This window comes from Ruegeria sp. CDSB029 (genome assembly GCF_059611125.1).
On the sequence record NZ_JBXWOX010000007.1, the window covers coordinates 213,800 to 233,494 of the forward strand.

Below are 19,695 nucleotides of genomic sequence, written 5' to 3' on the forward strand. Positions count from 1 at the left end.
CCTCAGTGGCAATTTGTCAAGCTCTGCCCCCATTGTCAGGGCAATGTGACGCGACTAAAGCTGTGCCCATGACTTTGACCCTGCCAACCCCCGCATCACCGCTCAAGATCGGCACTCGTGGCTCACCGCTGGCGCTGGCACAAGCCTATGAAACCCGGCAACGGCTGGGCAAAGCCTTTGATCTGCCCGAAGACGCGTTCGAGATTGTGGTGATCAAGACCACTGGTGACAACCGCGCCATGATTGATGCGGACCGCCCACTGAAAGAGATTGGCAACAAGGGCCTGTTCACCAAGGAAATCGAAGAGGCGATGCTGCGCGGAGATATCGACATCGCGGTGCATTCCACCAAGGACATGCCGGTTGAACAGCCAAAAGGTCTGGTCCTGGACACGTTTCTGCCGCGCGAAGATGTGCGAGACGCCTTTATCTCACCCAGCCTGAGCTCGATTCGTGACCTCGCGCAGGGTGCAGTTGTGGGCACCTCATCGCTGCGGCGGCGGGCACAATTGTTGAACCGTCGCCCGGACCTGAATGTGGTCGAGTTCCGGGGCAATGTTCAAACGCGCCTCAAGAAGCTGGCAGATGGTGTAGCCGATTGCACGTTTCTTGCCATGGCGGGCATCCGGCGTCTGAATATGGAGGAGGTTCCCGCAACCGCCATCGCCGCCGAAGACATGCTGCCCGCCATTGCCCAGGGCACGATCGGCATCGAGCGCCGTATCGACGATTCCCGTGCGGCTGAAATGCTCGAGGCCATCCACCACGCTGAGACCGGGCAGCGTTTGGCGGCGGAACGCGCATTGCTGACCGCTTTGGACGGCTCTTGCGAAACGCCGATCGCGGGTTTGGCAGAAATAAAAGGTGATCAACTACGCCTGCGCGGTGAGGTTTTGCGCCCCGACGGATCCGAATCCATATCCGAGGACACCACTGGGTCGGTCGCAGATGGCCCTGAAATAGGTCGCGCCATGGCAGAATCCCTGCTGAAACAGGCAGGCCCAGGCTTTTTTGATTGGAAAAAAAAAAGTTTATGAAAAGTGAACTACTTCACTGAAACAGTGCCGTCGATGGTGCATAAAGTATTCATACCGGTTGTGAAGTCGGGTCGGTCTCGAAATAGTCGAAAGTTTTTTTAGTCCGTTCTCTTTTAAGTGGTATTCGAGGGGGCGAGACCAGACCCTGAAATCCAACCAGTTAGGGCCGCTGTCAGAAATGACGGCGGCCCGCTTATTTTTATGACCTTGTGACCTCTATTCTGCGCTGATCGCCTGAACCGCTTTCTCAACGGCCATCCGCGTCTGATCCAGGTCTGCTTGGGTCACGGCCAAAGACGGATAGAGTTTGCCGGGGGCTTTGAAAATCCCATGCGCGCGCAGCGAATCGTTGTAGACAGCGTTTCGTCGGGGGTCATCATGTTTGGCGCTGCGGTAGTCGCGACAGTCCGCATCGGTGAAATAGATGTCGAACAGCGTTTCGTCCCCGCAGATCTGATGCGGGATGCCAGCCCCGGTCAGCGCATCCATCTGCATCTGTTGAAGCTGGGCACCGATTTCACGCAGATGGTCATACATGCCGTCGCGCCGCAAAACCTCCATTGTCTTCAACCCGGCAGCCGATGCGACGGGGTTACCCGACAGCGTGCCCAATTGCATCAGCCAGCCTACCTCGCCTACTTTCGCTTTGTCGAAATGCTGCATGATCTCGGTGCTTGCGCCCAGCGCCGCCAAAGGGAAGCCGCCGCCGATGATTTTGCCCAAGGTGCAGATATCAGGCGTCACGCCATATTTCTCTTGCGCACCGCCATAGGCCAAACGGAATCCGGTGACGATTTCATCGAAAATCAGCAAAACACTGTGCTTGTCGCAAAGATCGCGCAACCCCTGAAGGTATCCGGGTGCCGGAGGAACAATTCGTTGCAACGGCTCAACCATGATAGCGGCAACGTCATCATGCTCGGCCAGTAGATTGGCCACCGCATCAAGATCATTGAAGGGCGCGATCAGCATCTGCTCGGCCACACTGTCGGGAATGCCCGCGCTGTCCGGGACAGCTTGGGGGAAGTTGACGTGGCGGCTGGGGGCCAGGCTCATCTGTGCCTCGGCGCTCATCCCATGATAGCCGCCTTCGAACTTCAGGATCTTGCTACGGCCAGTATAGGCACGGGCCAGACGGATGGCGTACATATCCGCCTCACCACCCGCAGCGACAAAGCGGACCTGCTCGCAACACGGCACCGCGTCAACAATCGCTTCGGCCAGTTCGATACCCCGCGCGTTGTTGGCAAAGAAGGTCATGCCCTTGGGCAGTTGTTCCAGCACGGCTTCCATGACCTCGGGATGACCATGGCCCAGCAACATCGGACCGGAACCGATCAGGTAGTCCACATATTCATTGCCATCCTCATCCCAGACCCGGCTGCCTTCGCCGCGCGCGATGACGATACCGGGGTCGAAATTACCAAACCCACCGGCGGGCAGTACCTCATTCGCGCGGGCGATCCATTCGGTTTGGGTGTTGATTTTCAGCATCTCAAACGATCTCCAATACTGGCGGGCCAAGAACCTCCGGGTTCGGCACAACACCTAACCCCGGTCCTTCGGGCGGGGCAATCCGGCCGTTTTCACGGTTTGGTGCGTCGGGGCAAATGCGAGGCGCAACATAAGATGACAGGTCGCAAGTGTTCATCAGTGACCCGTGCGGGGTCGAGGCCGCAAAATGCAGCGATGCAGCTGTGACAATATCCGAGCCCCAGGTACATTCGGCGCAGATTTCGGCCCCGAAATGCACGATCAGATCGCGCGCCCGGCGCATGGCCGACAACCCGCCGAACTTTGACAGTTTCAAAGCGACGGCATCCATGCAGCCCAGCTCATATGCACGCCGCAGCGACGCCAGATCATGGGCGTTCTCGTCTATCTTCATAGGTAAGCCAGTGGCCCGTCGAACCGCGGCACAGTCCTCAAGTGTTTTGCAGGGCTGTTCCAGCATCACATCCAAGTGCGCCACCGCCCGGCCCGTTCGCGTGGCGTGCAGGCGTGATGCACCGCAATTCCAGTCACCATAGACCAGAGGCCCCGGTCCCACGGCCTCACGCACTTTGGTCAAACGCTCGGCGTCGGCCTGCCAGTCGCCTTCGACCCCCAGCTTGACCTGAAACTGGCGAATGCCGGTCTGGTAAGCCGTCTTAGCGATCCGCGCCATGTCATCTGGCGCGATGCAGGTGATCGAGTGATACAGCGGCATGTCCTTCCGCGTCCGCCCACCCAGCAACGCATAGACCGGCTGGCCCGTTGCCTGCCCGAACAAATCCCAAAGCGCGATGTCGACTATGGACTTGGCATAGCGATGTCCCTGCAGGAAACCTTCCAGCTTACGCATTGGCGCGTCCACCCCGTAAGGGGATATGCCCAAGATCTCGGGACCCATCTCAGCAATCGCGCTTGGCACTCCGCCCGCAAAAGCTGGCAGGTAATGCGGGATCGGACAGACCTCGCCCCAACCCTGTAGGCCCGTATCCGTCTCAAGGCTCAGGATATGAGAGATCACGGTCGCACAGGTCTTACCCTCGGCCATATGATAGGTCTCGTGGCTGGTAAGGTCGACGGACCAAAGGGTTATCTTGGTGATCTTCACTGGTATACCCCGACAGGATCGCCCAACGCATTCTCGTCAGGTTGCACGCCAAGTCCCGGCGTTTCCGGCAAGTGCAGGTGGCCGTCGATATTGCGGGGGCCTCGCCCGCCAGCGACATCGACGGTGATCATGTCCTGGCACGCCCAGACGGCGTGGCAATTTTCATCCGGAATTGTCGCAGCCAGATGCAGCGCCTCGGTATCGGCCAGAACCGAACCACCGGTGGCCATCACGAACATGTCGATTCCATGCGCCAACGCGATGTCCCGGATACGTGCAGCCTTGGTCAGGCCGCCGACGCGGTTCAGTTTTATTCCGAACACCTCAGCCAACCCTTCGCGGGCAATGCGGGCGGCGTCTTGCAGGGTCACAAGACTTTCATCCACTGAAACGGGTGAGGCGTGGCGGCCCGAGATCGCGGCGATATCGTCCAGCGACTCGCAGGGTTGTTCAAACATCACATTCAGGTCCTCACAGGCGCTCATCACCCGCAGGGCTTGCTGCCGCGTCCAGCCACGGTTGACGTCATAAAGGACGATCTCACCGGGGCGTCGGATGCTTTCGACATCGCGGACGCGCGCAATGTCGCGTTCTACATCCCCACCGATTTTAACCGAATGCGCAACGTAGCCGCGGCTGCGATAGCGCTCCATCACTTCGCGCGTTTCTTCGACGGTCTTCGCACCGACCGACGAGGCAATCGGGCGCGGCGTGCGAGACCCGCCGCCCATCAGATCGGCAATTGGCAGACCGGCGGCCTGACCCGCAATATCCCAGCATGCCATATCAATGGGGCTTTTGGCATAAAGATGGCCTGGCAGAGCGATATCCATCGCCCGTTCGACATCCAGCACCCGTCGCGGATCAAGGCCAAGAATGAATGGCGCCATCGTCTCAATCCCGGCGCGAATACCCGGCCCGTGTGCCGGGACATATGTGTGGCCCCACGGAGTACCCTCGCCCCAACCGGTCAGACCTGAATCGGTTTCGATCTTTACAATCGTTGCGTCGAGCGTTTCAAACTTCAACCGGCCACCAGACAGCCAATACGGATGCTCAAGCGGTAGGTCGACATGGTAGACTGAAAGACGAGTGATTTTCATTTCAGTTCCACTTCAACAAAGGTCATCGGCGCGTCCCCGGCATTGATCACGTTGTGTTCGACACCCTCGTCGCGGCGATAAGTTACTCCCGCAGCAACCGTTACGTCGTTGACCGAACCATCGGGCAGTTCCAGCCGCATATGGCAATCGGTTACGGCGGTGATGACGTAATCCATTGCGTGACGATGCCATCCCGTTTCGGCCCCCGGTGCAAAGTCAAATCGCGTCACACGCACGCGGGCGTCATCAATCATCTGAGTGGCTTCGGCTTGCGGTCTCATAAACGGAACTCCTCAATCGGCATACTGGGCCATTTCCCAACACAGGCATGCCCACATTGGGATGGCCAGATAGGTATCGGAATGGTTTTCATGCCGCATCCATTTGTGGCAAATCGTTCAATCCTTGTCCTCGCCACAGAACGAAAGCCAGAATTGGCTCGTCGGTTGTTGTCATGGCGTGGCTTTGCCAGCTGCAGTGATGTCGTGTCTGATTGAGGCCGACGTAAGTCTCGTCTTCTTCGACGCGGAACATCGCCCCACCGCCTACGATCAGATAGAGTTCTTCGGCCTGATGGCTGTGCCAATCATAATTCAGGCCCGCCCCCCAGTAGGCGACGTAGCCCCGCATTTGGGTCGAATGGAAATGCCCGGTCGGACCGAATAGCTCGTAATAGCCATAGCGACTAAGGAAATCGGCGCCGACCTCTTCCTCCGTATAGGTGTGTTTCCACTGCGCCAGATGTGCGGTTGCCCTGATCGCGTCTGAAAGGGATCGCGTTGCGTGCCCGGTCGCGAAGTCAGTTTGCTGAATCAATTCAACGGCTGGGATTTGGTATGGCTCCAAATCGGCCGGCGTCAGGTCATCAGGCCAAGCGCCGAATTCTGAAAGCTCAGGATGTGATTGATGCATCTGTCGGGCAGCTTCGAGAACGTCGTCCATCGTCATGGGATCACCACGATGTTCCCGGTGTGCTGCTTGGCAATGAATGCGGCTTGCGCCTCGCGCAACTCTTCCAGGGGAAATGTCGCGGCCAGGGCGGGCTTAATCTCACCAGCCTCGATATACTGAACGATGTTATGCATCACCTGGGGGTCAATCACGGTAGAGCCGGTGAGGGTCAGGTCACGCAGGTAGAATGTGCGCAGGTCAAATTCGACCATGGGCCCGGCAATCGCGCCCGAGCATGTATAGCGCCCCCCACGTTCCAGAATGTCGATCAGGTTGGGCCAGTAGGGGCCACCAACCACGTCGGCTACAACGGTGACCTTTTCATTGCCAAGCGCCGCACGCAGGTTTTCCGGAGCGCGTGGCAGGATCATGTCCGCGCCCAGTTTCGCCACGTCTGCGTGTTTCGCCTCTGACGCCAGTGCAATGACTCGGGCACCCCGGCGTTTGGCCAGTTGCACCAAGGCACCGCCAACCCCGCCCGAGGCTCCGGGCACCAGAACCGTGTCTGTGTCAGTTACATTCGCGCGGGTCAGCATGCCTTCGGCGGTCGAATAGGAACACGAGAACGTGGCCAGTTCGGCATCCGACAGGTCGGACCGGATCGGCACCGCGTTAACCGCCAGAGTCGTGGCGTATTCAGCAAAACCACCGTCCCGTTCCGAGCCGAAATAACCCGTTTTGTCCTTATTGCCCGGATCAGACGGGTCGCGCAGCCAGCCATCGGTGATGACGCGCTGGCCGATCAGCCCGGGATCGACACTGCCACCCACGGCGACGATTTCCCCGCAGATATCAGCCCCTTGGATTCGGGGAAAAGTGATGGGCGCGCCGCCCCATGTCGGATCCTCGTCACTGACTTCCTCGAACGCGCTGCCCGTCGTCGCATCGGTCACGGCTTTTGAGTACCAGCCGGACCGCGTATTGACGTCCGTGTTGTTTAACCCGCAGGCAGCGACTTTGATCAACACCTCGCCCGCCGCAGGTTCCGGTCGCGGCCAGTCTTTGTGCAGCACCATTTGCTCTAAGCCGCCATGGCCCATCGTGACCATGGCCTTCATTGTGTCAGGCAAGCTCATTATGCAGTCTCCAAAATAGCGTCGGTGCGGGGCAGCAGGCTTTGCGGATCATAAGCAGGTTCGCCCAGAACACGGGCCGCGCGGGGTTGGCCGTGGATCACGACCTGTAACTCGGTGCCGGGGTCGGAAGCCTCGGGCTTGATGTACGCAAAGGCCAGGATCTTGCCGACCGTGTGCCCATAGACGACCGAGGCTGTTGAACCCACTACGCGTCCGTCCAGCATCACTGCTTCTCCACCGTGGCCGTCAATTTCACCATCCGGCTCAATTTCGAGATAGGCACACACCCACGGCAAGTCAGCGTTCAGGGTTTTGTCTTTGCCCAGATACTCTTTGTCCGTACGCGCAAAGCGCAGCACATCAGCCTCGGCCAAGGTGACCTCGTTGGTCAGCTCGCCCGCGCCCTTGAACCCCTTCTCCATCCGCATCACATTCATGGCAAAGCTGCCATAGTCGGTGATGCCATGTGCCTCACCCGCGGCCCAAAGCGCGTTGTAGACGTCAAGACAGGCGGCATTGGGCATGTGAAGTTCCCATCCCAGCTCACCTGCATAGGACATGCGGAAGGCCCAGACCTTGTGGCCTGCGATGGTGATCTCCTGCGCGGACAGCCAGCGGAACCCGGCATTGGTCAGATTGGCATCGGTGCAGCGGGACAGTACGTCGCGTGACCGGGGACCGTTCAGCGACAAGGCCGACCAGTCGGTGGACAGCGCGGTAATCTGTACATCCTCACCGGCACGCTCGTGTGCCAGATGATCCAGTAGGCGCTGTTCAAAGAAGGCCGCACAGACCAGGTAGAAGCGGTTCTCGGCCTTGCGGACAATCGTCGTTTCCAATTCGATCCGCCCGCGTCGGTTCAACATATGGGTCAGCGTGATCGAGCCCACCTTTTGCGGCATCCGATTGGCGGTCAACCGGTCCAGCAGGGCGTGGGCGTCTGGGCCCGAAACCTCGACCTTGGTGAAAGCGGTGACATCCATGATGCCGACCCGTTCGCGCACCGCATTGACTTCAGCCGCGACCATGTCGTCTGCCGGTGTGCGGCGGAAGGAGTAGTGATCGTGCTGCTCAACCCCATCCCGCGCGAACCAGCGGGGGCGTTCGAACCCATAGACCTCTTCATGCACCGCGCCTTTGGAGTTCAGCAGCTCATACAGCGGCGATGGCTTGATCGGGCGGCCTTCCAGACGATTGAAATGCGGGAAAGGGATTTCATGGCGCAGGCAGTAGTCTTCCTCAGCCTTGATCACCTGCCAATCCTTGGTGGCATAAGCCCCAAACCTGCGCGGGTCGAATTCCCGCATCGAGATATCGGCTGCGCCATGTACCATCCAGCGCGCCAACTCGCGGGTCAGACCCGGCCCCCAGCCAATGCCAATTTGGGTCCCACAGCAGCACCAGTAATTCCGAACGCCCGGCGCAGGCCCAATCAGCGGGTTGCCATCGGGCGGATGCGAGATCGCCCCATGCACGTCGCGCTGAATTCCTAGATCAGCAAAGATCGGCATGCGGTTCAGGCTTTCTTCAAGCCACGGCATCACCCGGTCGTAATCCGCATCGAACAGCCAGTTCTCGTATTCCCAGGGGCAATGATCATGCCAGACCGAGTTAGGGTTTTCTTTTTCGTAAATCCCGATCAGGCCGCGCTGCTGCTCCATCCGGATGTAGCCCGAGACCTTGCGGTCATCGCGGATCACGGGCAGTTCCTTGTCCAGATTCTGGAACTCGGGCACCGGCTCGGTCACGAAGTAATGGTGGGTCATCGAGGTCATGGGCAGTTGCAGCCCCGACCATTCGCCCATCTGACGGGCATAGGTGCCGCCAGCGTTCACCACATGCTCACAAGTTATGGTGCCCTGTGCGGTCTCTACCACCCACTCGCCATTCTCGGCCTGCGTAATGTTGGTGGCGCGGCAGTTGCGGAAGATGCGTACACCCTTTTGCCGCGCTCCAGTTGCCATTGCCATGGTGACGTTGGTCGGGTCCACATGCCCGTCATCAGGCGTGTGCAGTGCACCCAACACGCCTTCGAGATTGTAGAACGGGTGCAGTTCGGCCACCTTTTCAGGTCCGACTAGCTCAATGTTGAACCCCAGCGACCGGCCCACCGACAGGGTGTGGCGCAGCCAGTCCATTTCATCCTCGGTATAGGCCAGACGGAACGATCCGCAGCCATGCCACGTCACCGGCTGGCCGGTTTCGGCCTCCAGCTGGCCAGAATACAAGCTGATGTTGTAGTCGACGCATTTACCCAACCCAAAACTGGACGTCGAATGCGTGATCTGCCCAGCGGCGTGCCAGGTGCTGCCGCTGGTCAGCTCGGCCTTTTCAAGCAGGACGGTGTCGTCGCCCCATCCTTCATGCGCCAGATGATAGGCCAGACCGACTCCCATGACACCTCCGCCTACGATCACCACGCGGGCATGCGACGGCAGATTCTTCTCGGACATGATTTTTCCTCTTCCCGAGTCGCGTTTCTGCTCGACAGGCTAATTCCACAAATGTACCATCGTCAATCATGAATGACACAAATGTATCATCAACTGTTCTGGATCGCCTGTCCGAGGAATGGGACGCCCTTACGCCCGAAGCGCAGAAGGCCGCGCGTTACGTGCTGGAAAACCCAACCGATGTTGGAGTTTCTACCGTGCGAGAGATCGCCGAGGCGGCGAAAGTCAAACCCAACACGTTTGTCCGCATGGCGCGGCAGGTGGGGTTCGAGGGCTACGAAGATTTTCGCGCCCCGTTCCGGGATGCGATCCGGCAGGGACGAGTGTCATTTCCGGACCGCGCCCGCTGGTTGCAGGACATCGGCAAGTCAGGGGAACTGGGCGGCCTCTATGCCGATATGATCGGCGCCGCGATCCGCAATATCGAAGAAACCTTTGCCGGGATCGACGCCGCAAACCTGAAGGCCGCGGCCGAGGAAATCTGGAATTGTCGCCAGATTTTCACACTGGGTGTGGGCGTCAACAATTCTAACGCGCGAAACTTCACCTATCTGGCCTCAACCGGCATGAAGCAGTTTCACGCCATCCCGCGTCCCGGCTCTACTCCGGTGGATGATCTGGCATGGGCTGACCAGCAAGACGTATTGATCGCGATCACCTGCCACCCCTACCGCACTGAAGTCATCGACGCGATCAAACTGGCGCGGCAACAGGGAATGACCGTCATCGGAATTTCAGACAGCCCGGCCAGCCCGGTGATCCTGAACGCACAACACGGTTTTGTCGTTGCCGCCGACACACCACAGTTCTTTCCGTCCTCGGTTTCGACCATCGCCTTGCTGGAAACGCTGCTGTCCTTTGTGATTGCCGTTTCCAGCGATGAGATCGTCGAGCGGGTAGAACGATTTCACCGACGCCGCCACCAGCTTGGCCTCTACGCGGAGGAACCCGAATGAACGCACCTCTGACGCATTCACTGGACGCCCGGTATTACACTGACCCAGCGATCTTCGAGCAAGAGATGCAGGGATTACTGGCCCGAACGTGGCAATTTGCAGGTCACGTCGCCCAGGTGCGCGAGACAGGGGATTACTTCACCTTCGAGATTGCTGGACAGAACCTTTTTTGCATTCACGGCCGCGACGGGGAAATCCGAACTTTTTACAACGTCTGCCAGCACCGCGCACATGAGATGGTGACGGGCGCAGGCAACACTCGGGTCGTGGTCTGCCCCTACCATGCCTGGACTTATGAGCTGTCCGGTCAATTGCGCGCCGGGCCGAACATCAAATCTGTACCCGGCTTTGACCGCAGTGCCATCTGCTTGAACTCGGTTCGGACCGAGGTGTTCAACGGATTCATCTTCGTCAATCTCGACGATGACGCCGCGCCGATGGATGAATGGTACCCCGGCGTGCGCGAGGAAATCCGTGCCTTTGTTCCGCATATCGACGATCTGGAGCCACTGGAATGGGTCAAGATCCCCGAGAACTGCAACTGGAAGGTCAGCATCGAGAACTACTCGGAATGCTATCACTGCCCGACCAACCACCCGACCTTTGCGGAAGGCGTGGTCAAGCCCGAGACCTATGACATCCAGCCCGACGCAGGGGGTGGTTATGTCCTGCGCCATACGACAGAGTGTCAGAGCCTCGACAAGATGACCTACCCCATCGATCTGTCGGTGCCCCATGCGGGCGATTATCAGTCGTGGTTCCTGTGGCCCATGTTCTCGTTCCAGTGCTACCCGGGCAATGTGCTCAACACCTATCACTGGCGCGCGGTCGATGCCGACCGCTGCACCGTCTGGCGCGGCTGGTACACCGAGGGCGGCTCGGAAAGCGCGGTGATCCGGCAACTGGCTGTACAGGACCGTGAAACCACGGTCGAGGAAGACATCCATCTTGTCGAAAGCGTTCACCGCGGCCTGAAATCCCGTGGCTACAGCCCCGGGCCGCTGGTTCTGGACCCAAGATGCGGCGTGATGTCCGAACACTCAATCGCGCGACTTCAGCAATGGATGCGCGAAGCTGTGGATTAATGACCGAGGTGACCCACCCATGTTGATGCCCGAAGACTGGCGCCCGGAACACAAGCTATTCCCCCATCAAGTTGGGTTTACCAGCCCACCTTTTGATTTCGATGCGGCCCCGTCAGACTTCCTACGCATGTGCCCTGAAACGGTCGGTGTGCATGGCTGGATGCTGCACGTCCTGAACTACGTGCACGGGTTGGACCAGCGGAAACAGAACTTCGGCATGCTCGAGGATTTCGTCCATTGTATGTCCCGCAACGGCGTCGATGTTTGCGGGCAGGTCGGTTCGAACTGGGTCCACGCCTGTGGGTTAGGCGTCGAAGGGGTCCGGCAGCATTGCGCGGATCTGTCGGACAAGTACGGTACACAGTTCCACATGGCCGGTTACGCCATGGTCGAAGCGCTGCGCGAGATGAATGTTGAAAAGGTCGCCCTGAACGCGGCCTACCACTGGCCTGAATGGTGGCGGGGCACCGTCGGATTTCTAAAAGAAGCCGGGTTCGACGTGCTGTATGCCGGTAATTTCCACGATCAGGGATGGTTCAGCAGCCAGGAGGAGGTCAATTCCTACCGCTGGGTTTTTGACGGTGATATCGCGATGAAAAGCTTCGAATACGTGGCCGAGCAGGCCCCGCAGGCCGATGCGATCCTGATCAACGGCATGTGCAATTTCCGCACGGGGCCGAATGGCCTGCCACAGCGCCCCTTGCATCTGGCGGATACGCTTGAGGCCGCGCTTGGCAAACCGGTGATCGGCCACGACATCGCGCTGTACTGGCGCATCTTCAAATCCCTCAACCTCGCGCCGGAAACACCCCGCGGGCAACTTCTGGGGCGGCTATAAACTTCACTTCAAAGGATCATCGACATGAACAAAGTCCTCGCGCTCTGGGCGGTGCCCCGCTCTACGTCCACTGCTTTTGAATGGATGATGCGACAGCGCGGAGATCTGGATTGTCTGCACGAACCCTTTGGCGAAGCGTGGTATCAGGGTGAAGACCCGCTGTGGCACAGGTTCCAGCCGGAGGACGTGACGACACCTGGCCTGACACTGGACACGGTTTGGGCCGACATTCAGGCGCGCGCGCAGAAGAGGTCTGTCTTCATCAAGGATTTCCCGCATTACATCAATCACATGTGGGACGCCGAGTTCCTGTCGAATTTCAACCACGCCTTCCTGATCCGCGATCCGGCAAAAACGATAACCTCAATGTACAAACAATGGCCCGACTTCGCCGAAGGTGAGGTCGGCTTTCCAGAACAGCGGGCCCTGTTCGATCTGGTTACAGCCCTGAACGGCACGCCCCCACCTGTTATCGACAGTGATGACCTGCTGGAAAACCCGCACGCCATGACCGAACGCTTTTGCGAAGCGGTCGGCATCCCGTTTCTGGAAGACGCGTTGAGTTGGGAACCCGGTGGCGACCCATCCGCGCACTCTTGGTGGGATGGCGGGTCGTTCCACGCCAATCTGGCCAATTCGACGGGGTTGGCTCCGCAGCCCCGCAAACATATCTCGATCTCGGACGCGCCGGATCGGGTCAAACAGGTGTACCGCCGGATGAAACCCCACTACGACCATCTGTACAAACATCGGCTGACTGGCTGATACACCGGAGAGAAAACATGGCAGACATTTTTGACGAGGACCTGTTTCTGAAAGGCCTTGAACAGCGCAAGAACACGCTGGGCGCGGAATACGTGGAAAAGAACCTGGCGGCGGCAGATGACTTTACCCGTCCGTTCCAAGAGGCGATGACCGCTTGGTGCTGGGGATTTGGCTGGGGCGATGACGTGATCGACGCCAAGACGCGGTCGATGATGAACCTGTCCATGATCGGCGCGCTTGGGAAGATGCATGAATGGGAAATTCACTGCAAAGGCGCGATCAACAACGGCGTCTCGCCCGAGGAAATCCGAGCCATCATCCACGTGATTGGCATCTACTGTGGTGTCCCACAAGCGCTGGAGTGTTTCCGCGTTGCCCGCAAGGTACTGGGCCACACCTGACCCGGTGACCGTCTTATCCAAAAAAAAGCGGCCGCTGGGGCCGCTTTTATTCATGCCTTGTGCGTCGTGCTTATTCGAGTGACACCCACAGCACTTTCGCATCTTCCTCACTGGTTGAAATGCACCCGTGCCCCATCCCGCTGTCATAATAAAGCGAGTCACCAGCCTTCATCGGCAGGGGGCGATAATGCTCTGATACAAAGATCAGCTCGCCGCTGATGACATACATGAACTCTTCACCCGTATGCCGGATCCAGTTTTCGAACTCTGACAGGTCGCGGGCTTTGATTGTCGCGATATAGGGCAGCATCCTCTTACTGGTCAGCTCGGGACACAGCAATTCATGTAAATAGGTCGGCGTGCTTTTTATCTCGCCTTCACCTTTCGGGGTAAAGTCGCGCCTTCCCGAAATCCCCGATTGCCCGGACTGCAGAAACAGCTGAGGGGTGCTCATATCCAGCGCCTGTGTCAGCCTGCGCACGATGTCGAAACTTGGCCGCGTCTGGTTGTTCTCGATCTTCGACAGCGTGGACCGACCGATTCCCGCCGCGCGTCCAGCTTCCTCCAAAGTCCAGCCTTTTGCACGTCGTGCATCGCGTATGGAACGCCCCAGAACCTCACCTTCGTCCTGATCTTCCGGTGAGGAAACATCACCGCGAGTCTCGTCGCCCATAAAAATCTCCCTGTTTTATCAGAGGTTACAGATTTCCCTCAAACCACACAACTTCACAAATGTGAGATATATGTTGCTTTATCTGCACGATTTCCACTATAGGAAACAAAATTTCGTACTGAGGATTCGGTGCCTGAGGAGGAAACCATGTTCAAAACGTCGCTTACCGAAGCTGATCCGGTTGTCGCAGCGTCAATTGCGCGAGAAGGCAAACGTCAGGCTGAACAGATCGAATTGATCGCGTCCGAGAATATTGTCTCGCAAGCTGTGATCGACGCGCAGGGGTCAGTCCTGACCAACAAATACGCCGAAGGATACCCTGGCCGTCGCTACTATGGCGGCTGCGAATTTGTAGACGAAGTTGAATCCGAGGCCATCGATCGTCTGAAACAACTGTTCGGCTGCGAATACGCCAACGTACAGCCGCATTCGGGCGCGCAGGCAAACGGCGCTGTTAAATTGGCCCTGCTCAGCCCCGGCGACACGATCCTGGGCATGTCACTGGATGCAGGTGGCCACCTGACGCACGGCGCCAAACCAGCACAATCCGGCAAGTGGTTCCGCCCGGTTCAGTACGGGCTGACCGATGCCGGTCTGATTGACTATGATCAGGTTGCAGAGCTGGCCAAGGCCGAAAAGCCGCAACTGATCATCGCGGGCGCATCCGCCTATTCGCAAAAGATCGATTTTGCCCGCTTCCGCGCCATTGCGGATGAGGTCGGCGCTTGGCTGCTGGCGGACATGGCCCATATCGCCGGTCTGGTCGCAACCGGGCTGCACCCCTCGCCTATCGGCCACGCGCATGTGGTTACCTCGACCACACACAAAACCCTGCGCGGTCCGCGCGGCGGGATCATTCTGACGAATGACGAGGCGCTGGCGAAAAAGATGAATTCGGCCGTATTCCCCGGCCTTCAGGGCGGCCCCCTGATGCATGTGATTGCCGGTAAGGCTGTCGCGTTTGGCGAGGCGCTAAAGCCCGAATTCAAGGACTACATGCAAAGCGTTGTGGATAGCGCATCGGCGCTGGCAAACGTCATGATGGCGCGTGGATGTGACATCGTTTCGGGCGGCACGGAAAACCACCTGATGCTGGTCGATTTGCGCCCGCTGGGCGTGACCGGCAAAGACGCAGAAGCCGCGCTGGAGCGTGCCGGTTTCACCTGCAACAAGAACAGCGTGCCGGGCGATCCGCAAAAACCTACCGTGACCAGCGGTATCCGGCTGGGTACCGCAGCAGGCTGCAGCCGCGGGTTTGGACCGGAAGAGTTCAAACAGATCGGTCACCTGATCGGCGACGTGCTCGAGGCCTTAGCCCAGTCCCCTGAGGGCGACGCGAAGATCGAAGCCGAAACCCGCGAAAAAGTCCGCGCACTCTGCGCCAGCCACCCGATCTACTGAAAGACCGTTAAATGAGTATCTACGACCTAATCGTCATCGGGGGCGGACCCGGCGGATATGTTGCAGCAATCCGCGCAGCACAGCTGGGCATGAAAGTTGCCTGTGTCGAAGGCCGCGGTTCGCTTGGCGGAACCTGTCTGAATGTGGGGTGCATACCCTCCAAAGCGTTGCTGACCTCCTCGGCCAAATATGCCGAGCTTGCACATCTCTCCTCCCATGGCATTGCTGTCGAGGGGGCCAGCATCGACCTGAGCTCGATGATGGGTCGCAAGGACAAGATCGTAGGCGACCTGACCAAGGGCATTGCGTTCCTGTTCAAGAAAAACGGCGTCGATCTGATCGAAGGCTGGGCCAGTATCCCCTCTGACGGGCAGGTCAAAGTTGGCGACGATGTTTATGAAGCCAAAAACATCCTGATCGCCACCGGTTCCGAGCCAACCCCGCTAAACGGGATCGAGATTGACGAGCAGGATATCCTAAGCTCGACCGGAGCGATCGCGCTGGATGCTGTTCCCGAACATCTGGTGGTCGTCGGTGCTGGCGTGATCGGTCTGGAACTTGGACAGGTCTGGTCCCGGTTGGGCGCGAAGGTCACAGTTGTTGAATATCTTGACCGCATTCTGCCCGGAATCGACGGCGAGATAGCAAAACTCGCACAGCGCGCCCTGTCAAAGCGTGGCCTGAAGTTTCAGCTGGGACGCGCACTGAAAACTATCGACAAAACCAACGTTGGGCTGACGCTGACATTGGACCGGGTCGGCAAAGACAAGGAAGAGGTGATCGAAGCCGACAAGGTTCTGATCGCCGTCGGACGCCGCCCCGTATCGCGCGGGCTTGGGTTGGAAGATCTGGGGATAGCCCTCGACCCGCGCGGCTTCATTCAAGTGGACACGTCGTTCCGCACCTCGGTTCCCGGCATCTATGCGATCGGCGATTGTGTCCCCGGCCCGATGCTTGCCCACAAGGCCGAAGAAGACGGCGTCGCCTGTGTCGAGATGCTGGCAGGTGAAGCCGGTCATGTGGACTACAACACCGTTCCGGGCGTTGTGTATACTGACCCCGAAGTCGCCTCGGTCGGTTTGACCGAGGAAGCACTGAAAGAGGCTGGCACCGAATATTCGGTTGGCAAGTTTGCCTTCATGGCCAACTCACGTGCGCGCTCGACCGGTGAGACGGACGGTGCCGTCAAAGTACTGGCCGACCCAAATGGCAATATCCTGGGCGCGCATATCTGCGGCGCACATGGCGGTGACCTGATCGCCGAGCTGGTTCTGGCCATGACCAAGGGCGCAACCGTCGCTGAAGTCGCCTCAACCTGTCATGCGCATCCGGCAATGGGCGAGGCCGTCAAGGAAGCCTGCCTGGACGCCATGGGCCGCGCAATCCACGCCTGAGAGGGAACAGCCAGATGACCATCCAGCTTCGCACCCGCCACCCGGAAAAGGCCAAGAAGGCCGGCAGTGTCATCCCGCGAAAGCCGAAGTGGATTCGCAAGAAAAAGATCGACGGGCCCGAATATTACGAGACCCGTCGCCTGATGCGCGACCACAATCTGGCAACGGTCTGCGAAGAGGCCGCCTGCCCCAATATTGGCGAATGCTGGTCCAAGCGCCACGCCACCATGATGATCATGGGCGAGGTCTGCACGCGCGGCTGTTCCTTCTGCAACGTTTCCACCGGTCGCCCAGATGCGCTGGACGTGTTTGAACCGGGCCGCGTCGCGGCAGCTGTGAAGAAGCTGGCCTTGCGCCATGTGGTCATTACATCCGTTGACCGCGACGATCTGGCGGATGGCGGAGCCGAACATATCGCCCAGACAATCCGCGCTGTGCGTCATCAAAACCCCGAAGCCACGGTCGAGGTTTTGACCCCCGACTTTCTGGGCAAAGGCACTGCTGCAGATGTGGTGTTCGATGCTGCCCCGGACGTGTTCAACCACAATCTGGAAACCGTTCCGCACTTGTATCCGACGGTGCGCCCTGGCGCGCGCTACTATTCTTCACTGCGACTTCTGGATGATGCCAAGCGCGCAAACCCAGAAATCTTCACGAAATCCGGCCTGATGGTTGGCCTGGGCGAAAGCCTGAACGACGTTCGACAGGTGATGGACGACCTGCGCGCCGTACAGGTCGATTTTCTGACCGTGGGTCAGTACCTGCAGCCGACACCAAAACACCACCCGATTGACCGGTTCTGGTCACCGGAAGAGTTCGCCCAACTGGAACAGATCGCAAGGTCCAAGGGCTTTTTGCATGTGTCGGCGACGCCGCTGACACGTTCGTCGTTCCATGCCGACGAAGATTTTGCCGCCCTCAAGCAGGCCCGCCAGCGGGCCATCGCCAACGGGGCATAAACCAAACGCAAATGGGAGGGAAACCATGGAAGCGTTAAATTCAATCGTAGGAGCCATCAATGGCGTCGTATGGGGGCCGCTAATGCTGGTCCTCATCCTTGGCGTCGGCTTCTTTCTGCAGGTAGGGCTGAAATTCATGCCGATCCTGCGCATTGGCACAGGCTTCAAGCTTTTGTTTGCAGGCCGTGAGGGTCAGGGCGATGGACAAATCAGCCCGTTCAACGCGCTGATGACTTCGCTGTCGGCGACCATCGGTACGGGTAACATCGCCGGTGTGGCCACTGCTGTCTTCCTGGGCGGTCCGGGCGCCTTGTTCTGGATGTGGATGACCGCCCTGGTGGGCATGGCCACCAAATATGCCGAGGCTGTCTGCGCGGTGAAATACCGTGAAAAAGACGAGCTCGGTAACTTTGTTGGCGGCCCGATGTACTACATCAAAAACGGCCTCGGCGCAAAATGGGCCTGGCTGGGCGTAGCATTTGCCCTGTTCGGCGCAATCGCGGCCTTCGGCATCGGTAACGGCGTACAAGCCAACGGTGTTGCTCAGGTTCTGGAATCGAACTTCGGCGTGAACACCTCGGTCACTGGCGTTGTTCTGATGGTGCTGACCGCAGCCGTTATTCTGGGTGGCATTACCCGCATCGGTGCGGTTGCCGGTAAATTGGTTCCGGCCATGGCAATTGCCTACATCATCGCCGGCCTGCTGGTTCTGATCATCAACATTGGCGAGATTGGCAACGCGCTGTCGCTGGTCTTCACCTATGCCTTCACTCCTTCGGCGGCCGAAGGTGGTTTCGCAGGTGCAGCCGTATGGGCCGCGATCCGCTTTGGTGTGGCACGGGGCGTGTTCTCGAACGAAGCCGGTCTGGGTTCGGCTCCGATTGCACACGCAGCGGCCGAGACCAAAGGTCCGGTCAACCAGGGCCTGATCGCGATGCTCGGTACGTTCATCGACACCATCATCGTCTGCTCGATCACTGGTCTGGCGATCATTTCGACAGGCGCATGGACCTCGGGTGAATCGGGCGCTGCCCTGACCTCACTGGCATTTGCGACCTCTCTGCCGGGCGGCGGTCACTTGATCGCAATCGCGCTGTCGATCTTTGCCTTCACCACCATCCTGGGTTGGTCGTTCTATGGCGAGAAATGCGTCGAGTTCCTGCTGGGTGTCAAATCCCTGCTCCCCTACCGCATCCTGTGGATCGTCGCGATCTACTTCGGCGCAACTGCGGATCTGGGCTTTGTCTGGCTGTTGGCGGATACGCTGAACGCCATGATGGCCATCCCGAACCTGATCGCCCTGGCCCTGTTGAGCCCGATCGTCTTCAAACTGACGAAAGAGTTCTTTGCCTCGGGTGGCAAGTCCGAAGAACCGGGCGGAACACCTGCCGAGTAATACGGCCCCAAAAGAAAACGGGGGGGGCCGCGTCGGCCCCCCGCATTCAAACAGAATTCCATATCTCGAGGAGAGACGTGATGGCCACGAAAATCCTGCTGCCTATTGACCACACTGACGAACGCTCGTGGAAATTGGCCCTGCCGACCGCATTGGAACAAGCAAAGTTCTACGGTGCTGAACTGCATGCGGTTGCCGTCATTCCCGAGATCATCCAGCTGCCGAACCTGCCCGCCAACTATGGCGCCGGTGCCAAAGAGCACGTGCGTAATGCGGTTCAGGCCGTTCTGGATCATGCCAATGCCTCCGACGTTGCAATTCACATCGAAGAAGGCAGCGTCTACCGCGAAATCCTGAAGCTGGCCTACAAGGACGGCTTTGATCTGATCGTCATGGCGTCGACCAAAGGCGATTTCCCGAATTATGAAATTGGCCCGAACCTCGCCCGTGTCGTACGCAACGCGCATTGCACCGTCATGGTCGTTCGTGACCAATCTCGCTGATTGAAAGGTTGAGGAAATGACCGATTTAAAACGCACCCCCTTGTATGACTTGCACGTTGAGTTGGGGGGTAAGCTTGTTGACTTTGCTGGTTGGGAGATGCCTGT

19 protein-coding genes are annotated in these 19,695 nt (G+C 58.8%); 11 read left to right on the forward strand and 8 right to left on the reverse strand.

Going from position 1 to position 19,695, the window contains the following annotated elements; genetic code table 11:
* Nucleotides 1-68: 68 nt before the first annotated feature.
* Nucleotides 69-1,037, forward strand: coding sequence for a hydroxymethylbilane synthase (hemC, locus tag AC2FI8_RS11170; RefSeq protein ID WP_496779042.1), 969 nt, complete (start codon nt 69-71; stop codon nt 1,035-1,037).
* A gap of 216 nt (nt 1,038-1,253) precedes the next feature.
* Here the strand turns inward: hemC and AC2FI8_RS11175 are convergent, their stop codons facing one another.
* The 7 genes from AC2FI8_RS11175 to AC2FI8_RS11205 form a co-directional block, all read right to left on the reverse strand.
* On the reverse strand, nt 1,254-2,531 hold the full coding sequence (locus tag AC2FI8_RS11175) for an aspartate aminotransferase family protein (protein WP_496779044.1): 1,278 nt from the start codon (nt 2,529-2,531) through the stop codon (nt 1,254-1,256).
* 1 nt (nt 2,532) lies between these two features.
* Nucleotides 2,533-3,636 carry a mandelate racemase/muconate lactonizing enzyme family protein gene (locus tag AC2FI8_RS11180; RefSeq protein ID WP_496779046.1) on the reverse strand — a complete coding sequence of 368 codons (1,104 nt, stop codon included), beginning with the start codon at nt 3,634-3,636 and terminating at the stop codon, nt 2,533-2,535.
* The gene (locus AC2FI8_RS11185) at nt 3,633-4,739 is read right to left on the reverse strand and encodes a mandelate racemase/muconate lactonizing enzyme family protein (RefSeq protein ID WP_496779048.1); all 1,107 of its coding nucleotides are present in this window, start codon (nt 4,737-4,739) and stop codon (nt 3,633-3,635) included. Before AC2FI8_RS11185 ends, AC2FI8_RS11180 begins: the two co-directional genes overlap by 4 nt.
* Nucleotides 4,736-5,020, reverse strand: a complete 285-nt coding sequence (locus tag AC2FI8_RS11190) for a cupin domain-containing protein (RefSeq protein ID WP_496734228.1) — start codon at nt 5,018-5,020, stop codon at nt 4,736-4,738. The genes AC2FI8_RS11185 and AC2FI8_RS11190 overlap by 4 nt, the downstream gene beginning before the upstream one ends.
* A gap of 88 nt (nt 5,021-5,108) precedes the next feature.
* The gene (locus AC2FI8_RS11195; RefSeq protein WP_496734226.1) at nt 5,109-5,687 is read right to left on the reverse strand and encodes a dimethylsulfonioproprionate lyase family protein; all 579 of its coding nucleotides are present in this window, start codon (nt 5,685-5,687) and stop codon (nt 5,109-5,111) included.
* Complete coding sequence (locus AC2FI8_RS11200; RefSeq protein ID WP_496779050.1) at nt 5,684-6,766, reverse strand: alcohol dehydrogenase family protein; 1,083 nt, start codon at nt 6,764-6,766, stop codon at nt 5,684-5,686. The genes AC2FI8_RS11195 and AC2FI8_RS11200 overlap by 4 nt, the downstream gene beginning before the upstream one ends.
* A complete protein-coding gene (locus AC2FI8_RS11205) occupies nt 6,766-9,219 on the reverse strand; it encodes an FAD-dependent oxidoreductase (RefSeq protein ID WP_496779052.1) in 2,454 nt (817 codons plus the stop codon). Before AC2FI8_RS11205 ends, AC2FI8_RS11200 begins: the two co-directional genes overlap by 1 nt.
* A 68-nt stretch (nt 9,220-9,287) precedes the next feature.
* Here AC2FI8_RS11205 and AC2FI8_RS11210 point away from each other — a divergent pair, with 68 nt between their 5' ends.
* Genes AC2FI8_RS11210 through AC2FI8_RS11230 form a run of 5 tightly spaced genes read left to right on the forward strand, consistent with a single transcriptional unit; the run spans nt 9,288 to nt 13,264 of the window.
* Complete coding sequence (locus AC2FI8_RS11210; RefSeq protein WP_496741823.1) at nt 9,288-10,175, forward strand: MurR/RpiR family transcriptional regulator; 888 nt, start codon at nt 9,288-9,290, stop codon at nt 10,173-10,175.
* A complete protein-coding gene (locus AC2FI8_RS11215) occupies nt 10,172-11,260 on the forward strand; it encodes an aromatic ring-hydroxylating oxygenase subunit alpha (protein WP_496741821.1) in 1,089 nt (362 codons plus the stop codon). The genes AC2FI8_RS11210 and AC2FI8_RS11215 overlap by 4 nt, the downstream gene beginning before the upstream one ends.
* A gap of 19 nt (nt 11,261-11,279) precedes the next feature.
* Nucleotides 11,280-12,098 (forward strand): hypothetical protein, encoded by an 819-nt coding sequence (locus tag AC2FI8_RS11220; protein WP_496741820.1) that lies wholly within the window; start codon nt 11,280-11,282, stop codon nt 12,096-12,098.
* Between the two features lie 24 nt (nt 12,099-12,122).
* On the forward strand, nt 12,123-12,863 hold the full coding sequence (locus AC2FI8_RS11225; RefSeq protein ID WP_496779054.1) for a sulfotransferase-like domain-containing protein: 741 nt from the start codon (nt 12,123-12,125) through the stop codon (nt 12,861-12,863).
* A gap of 17 nt (nt 12,864-12,880) precedes the next feature.
* Complete coding sequence (locus AC2FI8_RS11230; protein ID WP_058273646.1) at nt 12,881-13,264, forward strand: carboxymuconolactone decarboxylase family protein; 384 nt, start codon at nt 12,881-12,883, stop codon at nt 13,262-13,264.
* Nucleotides 13,265-13,334: 70 nt separating this feature from the next.
* On the opposite strand, the gene AC2FI8_RS11235 is transcribed toward AC2FI8_RS11230, so the two are convergent.
* Nucleotides 13,335-13,937 (reverse strand): helix-turn-helix domain-containing protein, encoded by a 603-nt coding sequence (locus AC2FI8_RS11235; RefSeq protein WP_058273647.1) that lies wholly within the window; start codon nt 13,935-13,937, stop codon nt 13,335-13,337.
* Nucleotides 13,938-14,084: 147 nt separating this feature from the next.
* Between AC2FI8_RS11235 and glyA the strand changes: the two genes are divergently transcribed.
* The 5 genes from glyA (at nt 14,085) to AC2FI8_RS11260 (ending at nt 19,590) form a co-directional block, all read left to right on the forward strand.
* Nucleotides 14,085-15,338 (forward strand): serine hydroxymethyltransferase, encoded by a 1,254-nt coding sequence (gene glyA, locus AC2FI8_RS11240; protein ID WP_496779056.1) that lies wholly within the window; start codon nt 14,085-14,087, stop codon nt 15,336-15,338.
* 11 nt (nt 15,339-15,349) lie between these two features.
* A complete protein-coding gene (lpdA, locus tag AC2FI8_RS11245; protein WP_496779058.1) occupies nt 15,350-16,732 on the forward strand; it encodes a dihydrolipoyl dehydrogenase in 1,383 nt (460 codons plus the stop codon).
* A gap of 14 nt (nt 16,733-16,746) precedes the next feature.
* The gene (gene lipA / locus AC2FI8_RS11250) at nt 16,747-17,691 is read left to right on the forward strand and encodes a lipoyl synthase (RefSeq protein WP_496779061.1); all 945 of its coding nucleotides are present in this window, start codon (nt 16,747-16,749) and stop codon (nt 17,689-17,691) included.
* 25 nt (nt 17,692-17,716) lie between these two features.
* Nucleotides 17,717-19,087, forward strand: a complete 1,371-nt coding sequence (locus AC2FI8_RS11255; RefSeq protein ID WP_170415306.1) for an alanine/glycine:cation symporter family protein — start codon at nt 17,717-17,719, stop codon at nt 19,085-19,087.
* 80 nt (nt 19,088-19,167) lie between these two features.
* Nucleotides 19,168-19,590 (forward strand): universal stress protein, encoded by a 423-nt coding sequence (locus tag AC2FI8_RS11260; protein WP_496767749.1) that lies wholly within the window; start codon nt 19,168-19,170, stop codon nt 19,588-19,590.
* The last annotated feature ends 105 nt before the right edge of the window (nt 19,591-19,695 follow it).

What these genes read in the sequence shown, in the direction of transcription:
- hemC (WP_496779042.1), top strand. Translation starts at nt 69, where the DNA reads ATGACTTTGACCCTGCCAACCCCCGCATCACCGCTCAAGATCGGCACT.
- AC2FI8_RS11175 (WP_496779044.1), bottom strand. Translation starts at nt 2,531, where the DNA reads ATGCTGAAAATCAACACCCAAACCGAATGGATCGCCCGCGCGAATGAG.
- AC2FI8_RS11185 (WP_496779048.1), bottom strand. Translation starts at nt 4,739, where the DNA reads ATGAAAATCACTCGTCTTTCAGTCTACCATGTCGACCTACCGCTTGAG.
- AC2FI8_RS11190 (WP_496734228.1), bottom strand. Translation starts at nt 5,020, where the DNA reads ATGAGACCGCAAGCCGAAGCCACTCAGATGATTGATGACGCCCGCGTG.
- AC2FI8_RS11195 (WP_496734226.1), bottom strand. Translation starts at nt 5,687, where the DNA reads ATGACGATGGACGACGTTCTCGAAGCTGCCCGACAGATGCATCAATCA.
- AC2FI8_RS11200 (WP_496779050.1), bottom strand. Translation starts at nt 6,766, where the DNA reads ATGAGCTTGCCTGACACAATGAAGGCCATGGTCACGATGGGCCATGGC.
- AC2FI8_RS11205 (WP_496779052.1), bottom strand. Translation starts at nt 9,219, where the DNA reads ATGTCCGAGAAGAATCTGCCGTCGCATGCCCGCGTGGTGATCGTAGGC.
- AC2FI8_RS11210 (WP_496741823.1), top strand. Translation starts at nt 9,288, where the DNA reads ATGAATGACACAAATGTATCATCAACTGTTCTGGATCGCCTGTCCGAG.
- AC2FI8_RS11215 (WP_496741821.1), top strand. Translation starts at nt 10,172, where the DNA reads ATGAACGCACCTCTGACGCATTCACTGGACGCCCGGTATTACACTGAC.
- AC2FI8_RS11220 (WP_496741820.1), top strand. Translation starts at nt 11,280, where the DNA reads ATGTTGATGCCCGAAGACTGGCGCCCGGAACACAAGCTATTCCCCCAT.
- AC2FI8_RS11225 (WP_496779054.1), top strand. Translation starts at nt 12,123, where the DNA reads ATGAACAAAGTCCTCGCGCTCTGGGCGGTGCCCCGCTCTACGTCCACT.
- AC2FI8_RS11230 (WP_058273646.1), top strand. Translation starts at nt 12,881, where the DNA reads ATGGCAGACATTTTTGACGAGGACCTGTTTCTGAAAGGCCTTGAACAG.
- AC2FI8_RS11235 (WP_058273647.1), bottom strand. Translation starts at nt 13,937, where the DNA reads ATGGGCGACGAGACTCGCGGTGATGTTTCCTCACCGGAAGATCAGGAC.
- glyA (WP_496779056.1), top strand. Translation starts at nt 14,085, where the DNA reads ATGTTCAAAACGTCGCTTACCGAAGCTGATCCGGTTGTCGCAGCGTCA.
- lpdA (WP_496779058.1), top strand. Translation starts at nt 15,350, where the DNA reads ATGAGTATCTACGACCTAATCGTCATCGGGGGCGGACCCGGCGGATAT.
- lipA (WP_496779061.1), top strand. Translation starts at nt 16,747, where the DNA reads ATGACCATCCAGCTTCGCACCCGCCACCCGGAAAAGGCCAAGAAGGCC.
- AC2FI8_RS11255 (WP_170415306.1), top strand. Translation starts at nt 17,717, where the DNA reads ATGGAAGCGTTAAATTCAATCGTAGGAGCCATCAATGGCGTCGTATGG.
- AC2FI8_RS11260 (WP_496767749.1), top strand. Translation starts at nt 19,168, where the DNA reads ATGGCCACGAAAATCCTGCTGCCTATTGACCACACTGACGAACGCTCG.